The organism is Amycolatopsis sp. PS_44_ISF1 (genome assembly GCF_032335455.1).
GTDB lineage: Bacteria > Actinomycetota > Actinomycetes > Mycobacteriales > Pseudonocardiaceae > Amycolatopsis.
On sequence record NZ_JANUXO010000001.1, the window covers coordinates 2,088,465 to 2,104,598 of the forward strand.

Annotated in this window: 15 protein-coding genes; 7 read left to right on the forward strand and 8 right to left on the reverse strand. The window is 72.5% G+C overall.

Annotated features, from left to right (window positions below):
- Positions 1-8: 8 nt before the first annotated feature.
- Positions 9-611 carry a TetR family transcriptional regulator gene (locus NYF13_RS09535; RefSeq protein ID WP_315655697.1) on the reverse strand — a complete coding sequence of 201 codons (603 nt, stop codon included), beginning with the start codon at positions 609-611 and terminating at the stop codon, positions 9-11.
- A 107-nt stretch (positions 612-718) separates the two neighbouring features.
- Here NYF13_RS09535 and NYF13_RS09540 point away from each other — a divergent pair, with 107 nt between their 5' ends.
- On the forward strand, positions 719-1,339 hold the full coding sequence (locus NYF13_RS09540; protein WP_315655699.1) for an HAD family hydrolase: 621 nt from the start codon (positions 719-721) through the stop codon (positions 1,337-1,339).
- Between the two features lie 476 nt (positions 1,340-1,815).
- Here NYF13_RS09540 and NYF13_RS09545 read toward each other — a convergent pair whose 3' ends face one another.
- A complete protein-coding gene (locus NYF13_RS09545; protein ID WP_315655700.1) occupies positions 1,816-2,058 on the reverse strand; it encodes a hypothetical protein in 243 nt (80 codons plus the stop codon).
- A 131-nt stretch (positions 2,059-2,189) separates the two neighbouring features.
- Here NYF13_RS09545 and NYF13_RS09550 point away from each other — a divergent pair, with 131 nt between their 5' ends.
- A complete protein-coding gene (locus NYF13_RS09550; RefSeq protein WP_315657278.1) occupies positions 2,190-2,576 on the forward strand; it encodes a cold-shock protein in 387 nt (128 codons plus the stop codon).
- 135 nt (positions 2,577-2,711) lie between these two features.
- Here the strand turns inward: NYF13_RS09550 and NYF13_RS09555 are convergent, their stop codons facing one another.
- The 3 genes from NYF13_RS09555 to NYF13_RS09565 are packed head-to-tail and all read right to left on the reverse strand — an operon-like array spanning position 2,712 to position 6,056.
- Positions 2,712-3,188, reverse strand: a complete 477-nt coding sequence (locus NYF13_RS09555) for a DUF2771 family protein (RefSeq protein WP_315655703.1) — start codon at positions 3,186-3,188, stop codon at positions 2,712-2,714.
- 10 nt (positions 3,189-3,198) lie between these two features.
- Positions 3,199-5,244, reverse strand: coding sequence for an MFS transporter (locus NYF13_RS09560; protein WP_315655704.1), 2,046 nt, complete (start codon positions 5,242-5,244; stop codon positions 3,199-3,201).
- A 14-nt stretch (positions 5,245-5,258) separates the two neighbouring features.
- Complete coding sequence (locus NYF13_RS09565) at positions 5,259-6,056, reverse strand: glutaminyl-peptide cyclotransferase (protein WP_315655705.1); 798 nt, start codon at positions 6,054-6,056, stop codon at positions 5,259-5,261.
- 50 nt (positions 6,057-6,106) lie between these two features.
- On the opposite strand from NYF13_RS09565, the gene NYF13_RS09570 reads away from it, so the two are divergent.
- Both NYF13_RS09570 and NYF13_RS09575 read left to right on the forward strand, forming a co-directional pair.
- Complete coding sequence (locus tag NYF13_RS09570; protein ID WP_315655706.1) at positions 6,107-7,411, forward strand: DUF3027 domain-containing protein; 1,305 nt, start codon at positions 6,107-6,109, stop codon at positions 7,409-7,411.
- Between the two features lie 50 nt (positions 7,412-7,461).
- Positions 7,462-10,227, forward strand: coding sequence for a sacsin N-terminal ATP-binding-like domain-containing protein (locus tag NYF13_RS09575; RefSeq protein ID WP_315657279.1), 2,766 nt, complete (start codon positions 7,462-7,464; stop codon positions 10,225-10,227).
- Here NYF13_RS09575 and NYF13_RS09580 read toward each other — a convergent pair.
- Positions 10,224-11,183 (reverse strand): aldo/keto reductase, encoded by a 960-nt coding sequence (locus NYF13_RS09580; RefSeq protein ID WP_315655707.1) that lies wholly within the window; start codon positions 11,181-11,183, stop codon positions 10,224-10,226. The genes NYF13_RS09575 and NYF13_RS09580 overlap by 4 nt on opposite strands.
- Before the next feature lie 99 nt (positions 11,184-11,282).
- Entirely contained in the window at positions 11,283-11,510 is a 228-nt protein-coding gene (locus tag NYF13_RS09585; RefSeq protein ID WP_315657281.1) for a DUF2530 domain-containing protein, read from the reverse strand.
- 113 nt (positions 11,511-11,623) lie between these two features.
- Between NYF13_RS09585 and NYF13_RS09590 the strand changes: the two genes are divergently transcribed.
- The 3 genes from NYF13_RS09590 to NYF13_RS09600 all read left to right on the forward strand — a co-directional run bounded on the left by NYF13_RS09590 (position 11,624) and on the right by NYF13_RS09600 (position 14,977).
- Complete coding sequence (locus tag NYF13_RS09590; RefSeq protein WP_315655709.1) at positions 11,624-13,093, forward strand: NCS2 family permease; 1,470 nt, start codon at positions 11,624-11,626, stop codon at positions 13,091-13,093.
- A gap of 64 nt (positions 13,094-13,157) precedes the next feature.
- The gene (locus NYF13_RS09595) at positions 13,158-13,589 is read left to right on the forward strand and encodes a MarR family transcriptional regulator (protein WP_315655710.1); all 432 of its coding nucleotides are present in this window, start codon (positions 13,158-13,160) and stop codon (positions 13,587-13,589) included.
- 128 nt (positions 13,590-13,717) lie between these two features.
- On the forward strand, positions 13,718-14,977 hold the full coding sequence (locus NYF13_RS09600) for an MFS transporter (protein ID WP_315655711.1): 1,260 nt from the start codon (positions 13,718-13,720) through the stop codon (positions 14,975-14,977).
- Positions 14,978-15,227: 250 nt separating this feature from the next.
- On the opposite strand, the gene NYF13_RS09605 is transcribed toward NYF13_RS09600, so the two are convergent.
- Positions 15,228-16,055: an arylamine N-acetyltransferase gene (locus NYF13_RS09605; protein ID WP_315655712.1), complete on the reverse strand. Its 828-nt coding sequence runs from the start codon at positions 16,053-16,055 to the stop codon at positions 15,228-15,230.
- Positions 16,056-16,134 lie beyond the last annotated feature (79 nt).

Genomic DNA, 16,134 nt, shown 5'->3' on the forward strand with positions numbered 1-16,134 from the left:
CCTTCGTGTCACTCCATTGTGGACGAACTGTGGACGAACCGGTCGACGGCGGGGGCCAGCACCGCGAGCACGGCGTCGGCGGCCTCCGCCGCGGTATGGGTGGGCAGCACCAGGTGGCTGAGCGAAAGCCGCACGACCGTCTCGGCCAGCAGCGCGGCGGCTTCGGGCGGGAGGGCGGGTTCGAGCGCCAGGTACTGCTCGGTGACCAGCTGGGTCGCGGCGGTGAGGATCGGCTCGCCCCGGGTGGTCAGCAGGGGCAGCAGGTCCTCGGCCGCCTCGGTGCCGAGCGCGGCGGCGACCAGCCGGTCTTCCCGGGCGTGCTCGATGGTGTAGACGACGGCCAGGCGGATGCCGGCCCGCAGCTCGCCGGCTTCGGCGAACCGCTGCCGGATGCCGTCGAGGAACTCCGAAGTCGTGCGCAGGGCGACGGCCTGGGTGAGCGCGGCCTTGGTGCCGAACTCGTTGTAGACGGTCTGCCTGCTCACGCCCGCGCGCGCCGCGACGTCGGCCATGCGCAGCGCGGCGTGACCGCGGTCGGGCAGCAGCTCCGCGGCCGCGTCGAGCAGGGCTTCGCGCAGGGACGCCTTGGTGCGCGTGGTGAAGCTGGTCACATTTCCACCTTGACACAGAACGTCACCGTGTCAAGGAACTTTACCGCGAAGGAGCACCTGTACAGCGGTGCGAAAAGCTGTCGGTGGGGGCCGCTACCGTGGCGGACGTGGGCATCACGGTGGGGTTCGACCTCGACATGACACTGATCGACCCGCGGCCCGGCATGGTCGCGGCGATGAACGCGCTCGGCGCGGAATCCGGTCTGCCGCTGGACGGCGAGAGCTTCGCCGCCAACCTCGGCCCGCCGCTCGACGACATCCTGCGCGGCTTCGAGGCGCCGGAGGAGCGGATCCCGGGGCTGGTCGACCGGTTCCGCGCGCTGTACCCGGAGATGGTGGTGCCGATCACCGTCGCGCTGCCGGGCGCCGCGCAGGCGCTTCGGGCGGTGCGGGCCGCGGGTGCGCGCACGCTGGTGGTCACCGGCAAGTACGGGCCCAACGCCCAGCTGCACGTCGACGCGCTGGGCCTGGAGGTCGACGAACTGGTGGGCGAGCTGTGGTCCACCCGGAAGGCGGACGCCCTGCTGGCCCACGGCGCGCAGGCCTACGTCGGCGACCACCTCGGCGACGTCCGCGGGGCGCTGGCCGCCGGGGCGATCGCGGTTTCGGTCGCCACCGGTCCGTGCACCCGCGAAGAGCTGGCCGCGGAAGGGGCGGCGGTGGTGTTCGACTCGCTGGAGGAGTTCCCGGACTGGTTCACCCGGACGTTCGCGGGAACCACGGCCTAGGGGAGCTGGGTGGTGGGAGTTTGCCGGGGTGCGGCCGGGTGGAGCGGCGTGGCCGGGCAGGGCCGGACGGTCGGGTAGAGCAGTGCGGCGGGGTGGAGCAAGCCGGATGGGAAGGGCGGCCGGGTGGAGCGGAGTGGCCGGGCGCGGCAGGGCGGTCGGGGTGGAGCAGGGCGGCCGGCGGTGGGTGGCCGGGCGGAGGAGTTCGGCCGGGTGCAGCGGGTAGGACGGAGAAGGGCGGCAAGGCAGGACCGCCGGGCCGGGCGGCCGACCCCGACCCCGACCCACTGATGGGGCAGCCGGGCCGTCCCCACCGGGCCGGGCGGGGCCAGAAAGACAAAGCCGAAGCGACCGGTGGAGGCGTCTCGGCGAGCACTCGTAGGCGCAGCCAACGCACCCGAGGGCCCGAGGGCCGCATCAGCGAGTGAGGGGAAACCCCAAAGCGGCTGGTGGATCAGCCGCCGCGGCGTCGTGGGAGGTCAGCCGTGCTTGCCCGCGCGGGCTTCGCGGACCAGGGCGATCAGGCCGAGCAGCAGGCCGAGCGGGGTGACGACCCCGGCGACCGCGCTGAGCCAGACCGGCAGGTTCTCCAGGCCGGCGGCGAACATCACGAACACCGCCAGCACCGCGAGCATGCCGAGGGCGAAGAGGCCGATGCCGATCCGCATGAGGATCGGTTTGCCGGTCGTAGCCACGGCGGTCTCCTTCGCAACGCTGTCCATGGGGCTGAGCGTATCCGCCGTATCCGCTTCTCCCCAGAGCATGTGGCGAGATACGCTAGGCGGACGCGCGCCCTGGGTACGCCCGGGGCGCGTTCGTCGTGAGCAGGACAGCAGAAGGACTGGTGAGGGAAGTGCCGACCGGCAAGGTCAAGTGGTACGACACGGAGAAGGGGTTCGGGTTCGTCACGCAGGACGGCGGGGCCGACGTCTACATCCGCAAGGCCGCGCTGCCCCACGGCGTCGAGGGGCTCAAGGCCGGGCAGCGGCTCGAGTTCGGCGTCGCCGACGGCCGTCGTGGGCCGCAGGCGCTCTCCGTCCGGCTGCTGGACCCGCCGCCCTCGGTCGCGGAGGCGCGTCGCCGGCCCGCCGAGGAGCTGCACGGGCTGATCGAGGACATGATCAAGCTGCTCGAGCTGAAGGTGCAACCGGACCTGCGGCGCAACCGCTACCCGGATCGCAAGTACACCAAGCAGATCGGCGAAATCATGCGCGCGGTCGCCCGGGACATCGATCCCTGAACAGCCGTCGTGCCCAGCGGATCCGCAACGGCCCTCTCGCTCGGCGAGGGGGCCGTGCTGCTGGGTCGTGAAAGCGATCATCGGCCAGAACCGGCGTGAACGAGGAGAGGGCCCCACCGGAGCCCCGCACCCGGTTCAGGCCGGGCGCACCTGCAGTGACCACAGTGCGGTCGTGATCGGCTCCGCGTCGTTCGGGTCGCCGGTGCGGCTGATCACAGTGGCCTGCGCGATCTCGACCACCACGATCTGGTCGTCCTTGGCCGGGGGCGCCGCCGTGTACGCGTAGCGGTCGCGGGAGGTGATGATGTCCTCCTTCAACGGCTGCGGCCTGCCCTCGCCGTTGACGTACTGCACGGTGATCTTCCACGGGGTCTCGGCGACCTCCTTGGGCACCGAGACCTGGATCGACCGGCCCGGTCGCACCTTCAGCGTGCCCGCCGCGCCCGGGTCGGCCGAGCAGACGCCGGTGGTGACGTCGCAGTTGCCGATCGGGCCGACGCGGATCGTGTGGCCGTCGGCGTAGAAGGTCACCTCGGCCGGTCCGGGCGCGGAGCAGCCGGCCACGGCGAGACCACCGGCCGCGAGCACGGCCACCACACGGGAACGTCGCATGATCCGAAGGCTACCGGCGCGTCCCCGCCGTGCCCTGCGCGGGGAAGCTGCCGGTCGGCTCGGGGCGCAGCGGCCGGTCGCCGCCCAAGCCGGGGACGAGCGAGCTGCCGCGGCGCACCAGGTACGTCTGCGTCAGCCCGACCGCCAGCAGCACCGTGACCACCAGGAACCCGATCCAGTAGGTCGGGGGCAGCAGCAGCCCGACCGCGCCGCCGAAGCACCACGCGAGCTGCAGCACCGTCTCCGACCGGCCGAACGCCGAGGCGCGCGACTGCTCGGGCAGGTCCTCCTGGATCACGGCGTCGAGGCTGATCTTGGCCAGCGCGCTGGCCGTGGCGCCGACCAGGCCGACGACGGCCGCGGTCGCGAGCCCGGGCAGCAGCGTCGCCACCAGCGTGGTGACCACGCAGGCCGCCACGCAGAGCACGACCACCTGGTCCGGCGAGCCGAAGTGCAGGCGCGAGCCCAGCGCGTTGCCGACGAAGCCGCCGGCCCCGGCCGCGGCGCCGATGATCCCGAGCAGCAGCAGTTGCGTGAACGGGCTGTGCCCGGTGCCCTCGGTCTGCTCCTTGACCGCGAACGCGGCGAACATCATCAGGAAGCCGGTCAGCACGCGCACGGAACCGTTGGCCCACAGGGCGACCACGATGTGGCGCCCCATGGGCTGGCGCTGCCGCCGCTGCTTCGGCTCCGGTTTCGCGGACAGCGAGGTCGGCACCTCGCCCTCGGTCACCTCGACCCAGGACGGGATCCGCATCGACTGCACGGCCGCGGCCACGCAGATGGCCGCGGTGAACCACAGCGCGCCCGCCGAGCCCCAGATGCTGTTGACCCCGCTGGCCAGCGCACCGAACACCCCGGCGGCGGCCAGGCCGAACACGGTGATCCGGGCGTTCGTCTTCGACAGCGTGATCTCCGGCGGCACCACCCGCGGGGTGATCGCGGCCTTGAGCACGGTGAACGACTTGGACAGCACCATCATGCCGAGCGCGGCCGGGTAGAGCAGCCAGTCGTCGAAGTGCAGGGCCATCACCACGGCCATCAGGCCCTGGCCGATCGAAGCCACGCCCATGGCGAACCGGCGGCCGTGCTGGATCTTGTCCAGCGCCGGTCCGATCACCGGCGCGACCAGTGCGAACGGGGCGATGGTGATCAGCAGGTAGAGCGCCACCTTGCCCTTGCTCTCCCCGCTGGTGGCGGCGAAGAACAGGGTGTTCGCCAGCGCGATGGCCATCGCCGCGTCGCTGGCGTAGTTGAGCATCACCGCGTACATCAGCGCCGTCAGGCCGGACTTGTCCGCGCCGTCGGCCTTGGTGGCGCGTTGGAACAGGCCGATGGCCCGGCCGCTCAGCTGTCGGCCGCGCAGCGCGGCCACCCTCGTGACGGTCAGCTTCTTCGGCAGCTTCGGGATCGAGCCCGCACCGGGAACGGCCGCGGTGCGAAGATCTCGATCGGCGTCCGGGTCGATGCGGGGCTCACCCGCGTAGCCGCCGGTGTCGTAGTGCTCGTACTCGTCACTGCGGGGCCGGTCCTGGTAACCGCGCGGGCGCACCGGCTCGGTGCGCTGCTCCGGCGACGGGTAGGGCCGGGCTACTCGCGGCGGCGGACGGCGCCCACCGGGTTCGTGGGGTGCCGCGTCGTCGTAGAAGCGGCTGCTTCGGGGCGCGTCTTCGGCGGACCGGGGGCGTTCCGGCGGCCGGTGCTCGGCGCGCGGGGCCGGTTCGGGCCGGAGCCTCGCCGGGGCGGGCTCGGGCCGCGCGCGTGGCGGCTCGGCCGGGTACGGCCGGGGTCGCGCCGGCGGTGACTCGGCCGGGTACGGCTGCGCCCGCGGTGGCTCGGCGGTGTGCGGCCCGGGCCGGGCCCGGGGCGGCTCGACCGGGTGTTCGACCCTGGTGGGCTGCGGGTTCGCGGCCGGGGGCGGGGCCTCCCGCCAGGAGCGGGCCGGGGTGGAGCCGGGCTCCGGCGTCCAGCGTCGCTTGGACTTCCGGCCGCGCCCCTGACCCGGACGGCCGGAACTCGGGCCGTCGGGATCGGAGCGGGAACCGAAGAGTGCCACCGGTCAATCCTGCCTCATCCGGACGGCGTTCCGCCCGCTCCTGAGCGGTTTCGCGGAGTTTCGGGGACGAACCTCACCCGGAACGTGGCCGGCCACAGCTTGCCCGTGACCAGGAACTCGTCGGTGCCGGGGATCGCGGCGATGCCGTTGAGCACGTCTTCGCCCGGGTGGAGCGGGGTGCGCAGGCCGCTCGCGTCGATGCTGCCGGTGACGTGGCCGGTGTTCGCGTCGATGCGGAGGATCTTGCCGGTCTGCCACACGTTCGCATACACCGTGTCACCGACGCACTCGAGTTCGTTGAGCTGGTCCACGCCCACGTCGACACTGCCGGTTACCGCAAACGTCTGCGGGTCACGGAAAGTGAGCTTGGCGGTGCCGTTGCTCATCACCAGCCGGCCGTCGGGCTGGTGGCACAGACCCCAGCCCTCACCCTCGAACGGCACCCGGCGCAGATCGGCGAGGGTCTTCGAATCACGCTCGATGGCGAAGCCGTCCTGCCAGGTCAACTGCCACAGCTTGGTCCCGAGCACGGTGACGCCCTCGCCGAACAGCGGCGCCGGCAGGGCCACGCGGGTGGCCGGCGACTGCCCGGCCGGTCCGGCGGTGAGAGCCGACTGCCCGGCGAGGCCGCGGCTCTCGTACAGCGTGGTGCCGGAGAACTCGAGCCCCTCGGTGAACGCGGAGGTGTCGTGGGGCAGCGTGCCCAGCACCTGGACGGTCAGCCGCTCCGGCGCGGCCGGCTCCGCCTGGGTGCCCGCGCAGCCGCTCGCGAGGGCGACGGCCAGCAGCGGCCAGATGATCGGGTTTCGCACTAGCACAGCCTGGCACGGGCGGCGCGGATGCGTGCGGCACAATTGGGGGCATGACGCTGCTGTTGACCCTGGACGACGGCTCGATCCACCGCAAGCTCGCCGACGCCGCCGACGTGGCGCGCGCCGCCGTGCTGGCCGACGCCCCGGCTGACCAGGTCGGCGAGCACGCCGGCGTGGAACGGGAGGACGCCGTCTCGGCGAGCCACCTGTTCGAAGCCTCGGTGCCCGGCTACCTCGGCTGGCACTGGTCGGTGACGGTCGCGCTGGCCGGGCCCGACCAGCCGGTCACGGTCAGCGAGCTCGCGCTCGTGCCCGGTCCGGCGGCGCTGGTCGCGCCGACCTGGGTGCCGTGGGAGCAGCGGGTCCGCGCCGGCGACCTCGGGGTCGGCGACATCTTCCCGGCCGACAAGGACGACGCGCGGCTGGTGCCGGCGTACCTGCAGTCCGACGACCCGGCGGTCGAGGAGGTCGCGCACGAGGCCGGGCTCGGCCGCGTGCACGTGCTCTCCCGCTTCGGCCGCCAGGACGCCGCGGCCCGCTGGCACGAAGGCGAGTTCGGCCCGCGCTCGGACATGGCCCGCAGCGCCCCCGGCACCTGCGGCGCGTGCGGCTTCTTCGTGCCGCTCGCGGGCTCGCTGCGTGGTTCGTTCGGCGGCTGCACCAACGACATCTCCCCGGCCGACGGCCACATCGTCGACGTCGAGTACGGCTGCGGCGCGCACTCGGAGGTGGAGGTCGAGATCACCTCCTCGATCCCGGTCGCGGAGCTGGTGTACGACGACTCGCTGCTGGACTTCGCCCCGGCGCCGGGCGTGGCCACGGCTGCCGCTGCCGTTCCGGTGGAGGCCGAGACGGTCGCCGAGACCGAGGAAGCCGTGACCGCCGAGACGGTGACCGCCGAGACGGTGGAGCCGGAAGCGGCCGCCGCGGTCGCGGTGGAGGAGGTCGCCGAGGACAAGGCCGCCCCGGCCGACGAGGAGACCCCTGCCCCGGCCGAGGCCCCCGAGGGGATCGAGAAGACCGAGTCCGCCGAGACGGAGTCGGCCGCCGCCGAGACCGAGCCCGTGGAGACCGGGTCCTCCGAGGCCAAGTCCGTGGAGACCGGCCCTGTGGAGATCGAGTCCGCGGAGGCCGAGCCCGCTGAGGCCGAGTCCGTGGAGACCGAGTCGCCCGCCGCGGAGATCGCGCAGTCGGCCGCGGTGCCGGACGCCGTCGTGGCCGAGCCGCTGGTCCAGCCGGTGGATCCGGTGGCGAACGCCGCTGAGGTCGAAGAGGCGGCCACCGGCACTGCCGTTCAAGACGCTCCCGCCGATGCCACCTCCGAAGGCACCGACGCCGCCGACACCGGCCGGTGACGAGCGCGGCTGACCGGGATCCGTTCGGGACCGAGCGGCTGCGCGCGGCGATGCTGCGCGCGTGGCGGGACTCCCCGACGCGGTTCACCGAGGACACCAACGCCGAGCGCGACCTGCGGGTCGGCGCGTACCGGGACCGGCTGTTCGTCGAGCTGGCGCAGAACGCGGCCGACGCGGCCTTCGCGGCCAAGGCGCCCGGGCGGGTGCGGGTGTCCGTTGTGGACGGTGAGTTGCGGGTGGCGAACACCGGGACGCCGCTGGACCCGCGAGGCGTCGAGTCGCTGGCTTCGCTGCGGGCCTCGGGCAAGGAGCAGCAGGACACGGTCGGGCGGTTCGGCGTCGGGTTCGCCGCCGTGCTGACCGTGACCGACGAACCGCGGGTGGTTTCGACCACCGGCGGGGTGGTCTTCTCCGCGAGCCGTACTCGCGAGGCGGCCGAGCGCGAAGGCGAAGTCCCCGTGCTGCGCCTGCTCTGGCCGACCGACGAGCAGCCTCCGGCCGGGTACGACACCGAGGTTCGGCTGCCGCTGCGGGACCCGGAAGCGGCCCGAAGCCTGCTCGGCGGCCTCGCGGCCGAACTCCCGGACCTGCTGCTGGCCCTGCCGTGGCTGGCCGAGGTGGAGGTCGACGGCCGGGTCTGGATGCGCAGCGGCGATCAGCTCGTCGAGATCCGCGGCCCGGGTGGCGACCGTCGCTGGCTGACCCACGAGGGCTGGGCCGTCCCGGTCGACGGGGACGGGGTGCCCTTGCCCCTCGAAGAGGACGTCCTCCACGCCCCGACCCCGACCGACGACGCGCTCTCGCTGCCCGCGCGGCTCATCGCGACGGTACCGGTCGAGCCGTCGCGACGGCGCGTGCTGCCCGGCGCGGCCCTCACCGCGGCGCTGGAAGCGGCGGCGAAGGACTACGTCGGACTCGTCCGGGCCATCCCGGCCGAGCACCGGTTCGCGCTCGTGCCGGTGGCCGGTTTCCCCCGCTCTACAGTGGACGCCCAGCTGCGCGACCTGGTCTTCGCCGTGCTGGCCGAGGAGCCGTGGCTGTCCACTCAGGACGGTACGGAGATCAGCGGACGGCAGGCCCGGGTCCTCGACGTCGACGTGCCGGGTCTGCCGCCGCTGCTGGCCGACCTGGTGCCCGGGCTGGTGCCCGCCCCGCCGGGCGCGGCCCGCGTGCTCAAGCCGGTGTTCGCCCAGCCGCTCTCCGTCGCGGAGGTGCTGGACCGGTTGACCGGTATCAGCCGTGAACCCGAGTGGTGGCACCGCATCTACGCGGCGCTCGCCATCGCCGTCGACACCCACGATGTCTCGCCCGCGCAGCTCGACGGGCTGCCCGTCCCGCTGTCGGACGGCCGCACGCTGCCCGGCGCCCGCGGGGCGCTGCTCGTGGACGGCTCGAACGAACTGCTGGCTCTGCTGTCCGATGTGGACGTTCCGGGGCTGCGCCTGGTCCACCCGGCCGCCGCGCACGCGCTGCTGGAGCGCTTGGGGGCCAAGCACGCGGACGCCCGGCAGTTGCTCGAGGCCGATCAGGTGCGTTACGCGGTGGAGCGCAGTGTCGAGGACGTCCGGTCCGGTTCGGACGGGATGAACCTCGCCGGCGCGGTGCTGCGGCTGATCGCCGAGTGCGGCGACCGGGCGCCGGAGTGGGCGGGCGCGCTCGCGCTGCCCGCCGAGGACGGCTGGCGGCGCGCGGACGAGCTGGTGCTGCCCGAATCCCCGCTGCTGGACGTGTTCGACCCCGAGGTGTTCGAGCCCGACGGCGCGATGTCCGTGCTCGACGACGAGTTCGCCGGGGACTGGCCGCAGGCCACCCTGGTGGCGACCGGGGTGCTGGATTCGTTCGCCGTGGTCCGCGACGAGGAGCCGCACGAGCCCGACCACGGCCTGCCCGACGAGGAGTCCTGGTGGGACTCGCTGGAGCCGCAGCCGCCGACCGTCGTGGCGGTGCGCGACCTCGACCTGGTCGCCGACGACGCCTGGCCCGCCGCGCTCCGGCTGCTGGCGGCCCGGCCCGAGACCTGGCAGGCGCTGCACACGCCGGAGGGGCACGCCCGCTGGTGGCTCGCCCGCTATGCGCTGCTGGCCGGCGAAGCGCCCGGGTCGTGGCGGCTGTCCGAGGCGGTCGAGCTGTCCGGGCTGTACGACGTGGTGCCCGATCTCGGCCTGACCGAAGACCTCCTGCTCGCCGCCGGTGTCCGGACCGGACTGACCTTGTCCACTGTGGAGGACGCCGCCGATCTGCTCGACCGCCTCGGCGACGCCGGCCGCACGGTTTCGCCGGGCCTGGCCGCCCGGGCGCACCGGGCCCTGACGGCGTCCGATGTGGACGTCGAGGAACTGGGTGCGCCCGTGCGCGTGCGGGTCGCCGACGGTTCGGTGGCCGAGGCCGAGCTCGCCGTGGTCCTCGACGTGCCCTGGCCCGCCGCGGCGCTGGACCCGGCCCGGGTCGTCGCCGCGCCCGACGAGCCCGAGCGGCTGGCCGAACTGCTCGACCTGCCGCCGGCCAGCAGCCTGAGCGCCGAGGTGACCAGCGTGGGCGAGTACGTGCCCTGGGCCGAGCTGCCCGCGCTGCGGCTGGTCGCCGACCAGCTCGGACTGGTGCTGCCGGACGGCGGCCCGCTGCTGCACGACCCGCTGACCGTCACGCTCGACGGGGCCGCCCACGACGTTCCCTGGTGGTCGGACGGGCGGCTGCACGCGGCCGACACCTCGGAGGGCCTGGCGCGGGCGTTCGCCTGGGCCACCGGGCGCTGGGCGGAGCGCTACCGCATCACCGCCCTGCTCGACGACCCGTCTCCGCGGACGCTGCTGAACTAGAAGGCCGAGGCCGTGTCCAGGGTCTCCAGCTCGCCGTCGGACAGGCGCAGGTCGTCCAGCGCGAACAGCGCCTTCAACTGCTCGACGGTGCGGGCGGACGCGATCGGCGAGGCGACCGTCGGCTGCCGGGCGAGCCAGGCCACGGCCACCGTGGCCAGCTCGACCTCGTGCGCGGTCGCGACGTCCTCCAGGGCCTGGAGCACCTTCACCCCCCGCTCGGTGTCGGCGTAGCCGCCGGCCATGCCCGGGATGGCCCGCGGGTTGTCGACCGTCTCACCGGGACGGTACTTGCCGGTGAGGAAGCCCGAGGCGAGCGCGAAGTACGGCACGCAGGACAGCCCCGCACGCTGCACGATGTCCCGCTTCGGGCCTTCGTAGGTGTCCCGCGAGACGAGGTTGTACTGCGGCTGAAGCACCTCGTAGCGTGCCAGGCCCTCACGCTCGGAGAAGGCCAGCGAGGCCGAAAGCCGTTCGGGGCTGATGTTGGACGTCGCGATCGTGCGGACCTTGCCGGCCTTCACCAGGTCGTCGAGCGCGGTGATGATGTCCTCGACCGGGATGGTCTCGTCCCGGTCGAAGTGGGTGTAGTAGAGGTCGATGTGGTCGGTGCGCAGCCGCCGCAGTGATTCGTCCGCGGCGGCCTTGATGGTGGCCGGCTTGAGGCCCAGGTACTGCGGGTGGTCGCCGACCTTGGTCGCGACGACCACGCTGTCGCGGTCCCGGCGGGCCAGCCAGCCGCCGATGATCGTCTCGGACTGGCCCGGCTGGTTGCCCTGCTCGGGGAAGTAGTTCATGTACGAGTCGGAGGTGTCGATGAAGTTGCCGCCGGCGGCCGTGTAGGCGTCGAGCACCGCGACCGACTGCTCCTGGTCGGCGGTCCAGCCGAAGACGTTGCCGCCCAGGCAGAACGAGGAGACGCGGAGCGCGGAGCGGCCGAGGGCGCGGAGTTCAGTCATGATCCGATGATACGAAGATCGACCTGGGCCGCGCCCGCGTGAACCGCCGCCGGGGCCCGTCGACCGGCGAGGTGTGACCCGAAAGTCCCTGCGCCGGGCTCAGACCCGCTGCGCCGACTTCGACCCGCGCCGGGCCGCCGCGCGCTGCCAGAAGACGATGCCGAAGCCGATGAACCCGAGCACGATCCCGCACAACGCGGTCCACACCCACACGCCCCGGGCCACGACCAGCAGGACGACCAGCGCGACCAGCCAGGCCGAGGTGCCCACGACCACCACCGGGGTCAGGTCGGTGAGCCGCTTCGGCAGGTCGGGCGTGGGCCGCAACGAGCCCGTAACCTCCGGGGAATTGATCGGTTCATCCACATGGGGAAGGGTACCCCCGGGGTCACGCCCGCGAGGCGTGTCCGTGGTGGCGGTCGGGAGAGATGGGCAGGCGGATGTCGGAGCAGGCGCAGCGGGCGCGGGACGTGTCCAAACTGGACCGGTTCTTCAAGATCACCGAGCGGGGTTCGAGCGCGGGCCGGGAGGTCCGGGGCGGGGTGGTCACGTTCGTGACCATGGCCTACATCGTGGTGCTGAATCCGCTGATCATCGGCAGCTTCTCGGCCGATACCCCGTCGGCGCACCGGGACGTGCTCGGCGCGATCCTGCCGGTGCCGCAGGTCGCGGCCGTCACCGCGCTGGTCGCCGGGGTGCTGACCATCCTGATGGGCCTGGTCGCGAACTACCCGTTCGCCATCGCCACCGGGCTCGGCATCAACAGCCTGCTCGCGGTCACCATCGCCCCGCAGATGACCTGGCCCGAGGCCATGGGCCTGGTGGTGATCGAGGGCGTGATCATCGTGCTGCTCGTGCTCACCGGCTTCCGCACGGCGGTGTTCCGCGCGGTGCCGCCGGAGCTGAAGTCGGCCATCGCGGTGGGCATCGGCCTGTTCATCTGCCTGATCGGGCTGGTCGACGCCGGGTTCGTGCGCCGGCTGCCGGACGACGCGCACACCACCGTCCCGGTCGGGCTCGGTCTCGGCGGTTCCATCGCGTCCTGGCCGACGGCCGTGTTCGTGGTCGGCCTGCTGCTCACCGCCGTCCTGGTCGCGAAGAAGGTCAAGGGCGCGATCCTGATCGGCGTGCTCTCCTCGACCGTGCTGGCCATCGTGGTCGAGGCGATCGTGAAGGCCGGGCCGTCGAACGGCACCGACCCGAAGGGCTGGAACCTCGGTTACCCGGCGCTGCCCGGCCGGGTGGCCGGCCTGCCGGACCTGTCGCTGGTCGGCGACGTCTCGTTCGGCGCCTGGAGCCGGCTGCCGGTCATCACCGTGGTGCTGCTGGTGTTCACCCTGGTGCTGGCCGACTTCTTCGACGCCATGGGCACGATGACCGGCCTGGGCCAGGAGGCCGGGCTGATCGGCGAGGACGGGCAGCTGCCGAGGGTGGGCAAGGCGCTGTTCGTCGAGGGCCTCGCGGGCGCGGCGGGCGGGTTCGGCTCGGCCAGCTCGAACACGGTGTTCGTGGAGTCCGCCTCGGGCATCGCCGAGGGTGCGCGCACCGGGCTGGCGAACGTCGTGACCGGCGTGCTGTTCCTCGCCGCGATGTTCTTGACCCCGCTCTACCAGGTGGTGCCGGTGGAGGCGGCCGCGCCGGCGCTGGTGGTCGTGGGCGCGCTGATGATGACCCAGGTCAAGTCGATCGACTTCACCGATTTCTCGATCGCGCTGCCGGCGTTCCTGACCATCGTGGTCATGCCGTTCACCTACTCGATCGCCAACGGCATCGGCGCCGGTTTCGTGAGCTACGTGGTGATCCGCGCGGCCACCGGCAAGGCCCGCCAGGTCCACCCGCTGATGTGGGTCATCGCGGTGGCCTTCGTCGCCTACTTCGCCGTCGGCCCGATCCGGTCCCTGTTCGCCTGACGGTGAGCGCCGGTCGTGGCGGGGTTCACCCGGGGACGGTATTTTCGTAAGGTATGCTAACTATATGTCCGGCGACCCGCACGAGCGCTCCCTCGCGAGCCGCCTGCGTCTCGCGGTGGTCCGGCTCAACCGCCGGCTCCGGGCCCAGCGGGTGGGCGACGACGTCACGTTGACCCAGGTCGCGGCGCTGTCCACCCTGCACAAGTGCGGTGCGCTGACCCCGGGTCAGCTCGCCGCGAAGGAAGGCGTCCAGCCGCCCTCGATGACGAGGGTGATCGCCGCGCTCGAGGAGATGGGCTTCGTCGAGCGGCGCCCGCACCCGACCGATGGCCGGCAGGCCATCGTCGAGCTGTCCGAGAACGGGCTCGCCTACGTGCGGAAGGCCATCTCGGTGCGGGAGGCGTGGCTGGACCGGCAACTGGCCGAACTCGGCGAGGAGGAGCTGGAAGTGCTCTCCCGCGCCGCTGAGATCATCGACAGGATGGCGGGGAACTAACACCGGTGACCACCACGGGTAGCGAAACAGAGCGTACGGCCGAAACCACTGCTACCCGGGAAACGGCACCGGTGCCGTCGAGCCCGCCGACATCCGCTCCACCGGGCGCGCCCGCCGGCCGGCGCGGCATGTTCTCCTCGCTGGGCGTGCGCAACTACCGGCTGTTCTTCAGCGGCCAGGTGATCTCCAACATCGGCACCTGGATGCAGCGCATCGCCCAGGACTGGCTGGTGTTCACCCTCAGCGGCAACAACCCGCTGGCGCTCGGGATCGCCGTCGCCCTGCAGTTCACCCCGACCCTGCTGCTCTCGCTGTGGGCCGGGGTGCTGGCCGACCGGGTCGACAAGCGGCGGATGCTGATCGGCATCCAGATCGTGAACACCGTGCTGGCCGCCTCGCTCGGCCTGCTCGACCTGACCGGCGCGGTCGCGCTCTGGCACGTCTACCTGCTGTGCGTGCTGCTCGGCGTGACCTCCGCGATGGAGGTGCCGACCCGGCAGTCGTTCGTGGCCGAGATGGTGGGCCGCGACCAGGTGACCAACGCCGTGGCGCTGAACTCCTCGATCTTCAACATGGCGCGCATCGTGGGCCCGGCCGTCGCCGGTTTCGCGATCACCTGGGTGGGCACCGGCTGGCTGTTCGTCGCGAACGCCGTGAGCACCGTCGCCGTGGTCACCGGGCTGGCCCTGATGGACCCGGCCAAGCTGTTCCGCGGCCCGGCCGTCCCCCGCGCCAAGGGCCAGCTGGTGGAGGGCCTGCGCTACGTGCGCCGCCGCTCCGACCTGGTCACCGTGATGGTGCTGATGTTCTTCGTCAGCACGTTCGGCATCACCTACTTCACCTCGCTGCCGATCGTGGCCGCGAACGTCTTCCACACCCAGGCCGACGGGTACGGGCTGCTGTCCACGCTGGTCGCGGTGGGGACCTTCACCGGCGCGCTGGCCTCCGCCCGGCGCGGGACCAGGAGCCGGCCGCGGGTGCGGCTGATGCTGATCTCGGGCGCGCTACTGGGCCTGTTCGAGCTGATCACCGCGTTCATGCCCACCTACCTGGCGTTCGGGCTGGGCCTGATCCCGCTCGGCTTCGCCACGATCACCTTCCTGAACACCGCGAACGCGCTGGTGCAGACCTCGGTCTCGCCGGAGATGCGCGGCCGCGTGATGGGCATCTACGTGCTGGTCCTGATCGGCGGCAACCCGATCGGCGGGCCGATGACGGGCTGGATGGCCCACGCCTTCGGCGGGCGCTCCCCGTTCTACATCGGCGGCGCGCTCTCGCTGCTGGCCGCCGTGGTCTGCGCGCTGGTGCTGATCCGCCGCGGCGGGGTCAGCCTGCCGGTCCGCCGGTTCGGCAACGGGCTCCGGGTGCTCAAGCGCGAACGCGTCTGACGGCCGCACGTCCGTCGAAGGCCCCCTTACCGCTGGTGAGGGGGCCTTCCGCAGTTCGGCCCGAGACCGGCGGTGTCACTCGGACGAGTGAGACACGCGTCTCTTACCGGACGGGGTTGCGGATCTTGATGAGGTTAGGCTAACCTCATACACGTCCGCTTCGTGGTGGGAGCGGCAGTCAGTTCGGGAACGGACGGAGCCCCACAACCGGGAACCCCGGGGGTGGGGCTCCGTTCACGATGCGGGCCGTTCACGGGCTGGGTTCGTTCACGGGCCGGTTCATGGTCGGGCCCGGAACCGGCGTCGTCAAGGGGTGCTCACCCGGTGGCAGCGGCAGCCGGGTCAGTTCGAGACCGAAGTACACCCGGTACGCCATCCGCACGGCGGATTCCGAAGGCAGCAGCACTTCGTGGCGCACACCGTCCACGGTCTCGATCAGCCGGTCGCCCGAGAGGGTCACGCGGCCCTGCGAGGTGGGTCGCGAGCAGGTCAGGCTCCGGGTGAAGTGCGAAGACGGCGAAGTCGACTGCCACCAGGCCATCGGCTCGAAGTCGGCGAGCGGTCGTGGGCGGTGTTCCAGGCGGTACACGGCTTTCCCGTCGCACAGCACGTCGATGTCGCCGTACGGGGCGTCCAGGATGAGGAACTGGCCGTCGCGGTCCTCCTGCGGTGCGACGGCGCAGAGGCGCAGCGGTGCCCGGCTGAAGCGGCCGAAGCCGACGTCCACCAGCCACGGCTCGTCCAGCTCCACCACGATCGCGGCGTGGTCCAGCGGCGGTCCGGGGGTGCCGTCCTGGCCGAAGACCTGGGCTCCGCGCAGGGTGGCGTCGTAGCCGAGCTCGCGCAGCAGCGCCGTGAAGAGGCCGTTGAGCTCGTAGCAGAAGCCGCCGCGACGGCGGTTCACGATCTTGTCGAACAGCGCTTCCTCGGTGAGCTCGATCGGCTCGCCCAGGTGCACGCTGAGGTTTTCGAACGGGACCCGTTCGAGGTGGCGCGCTTGCAGCACCCGCAGCGCGGCCAGATCCGCGGCCACGGGCCGGGTGAGGTCCAGGCGGGCGAGGTAGGCGTCGACGTGCATGCCCCCACTCTCACACCTCGAGTGCACTCCAGGTCAAGCGAAAACCGGGGCCCTCCCACTGAAGGGAGGACCCCGGTTC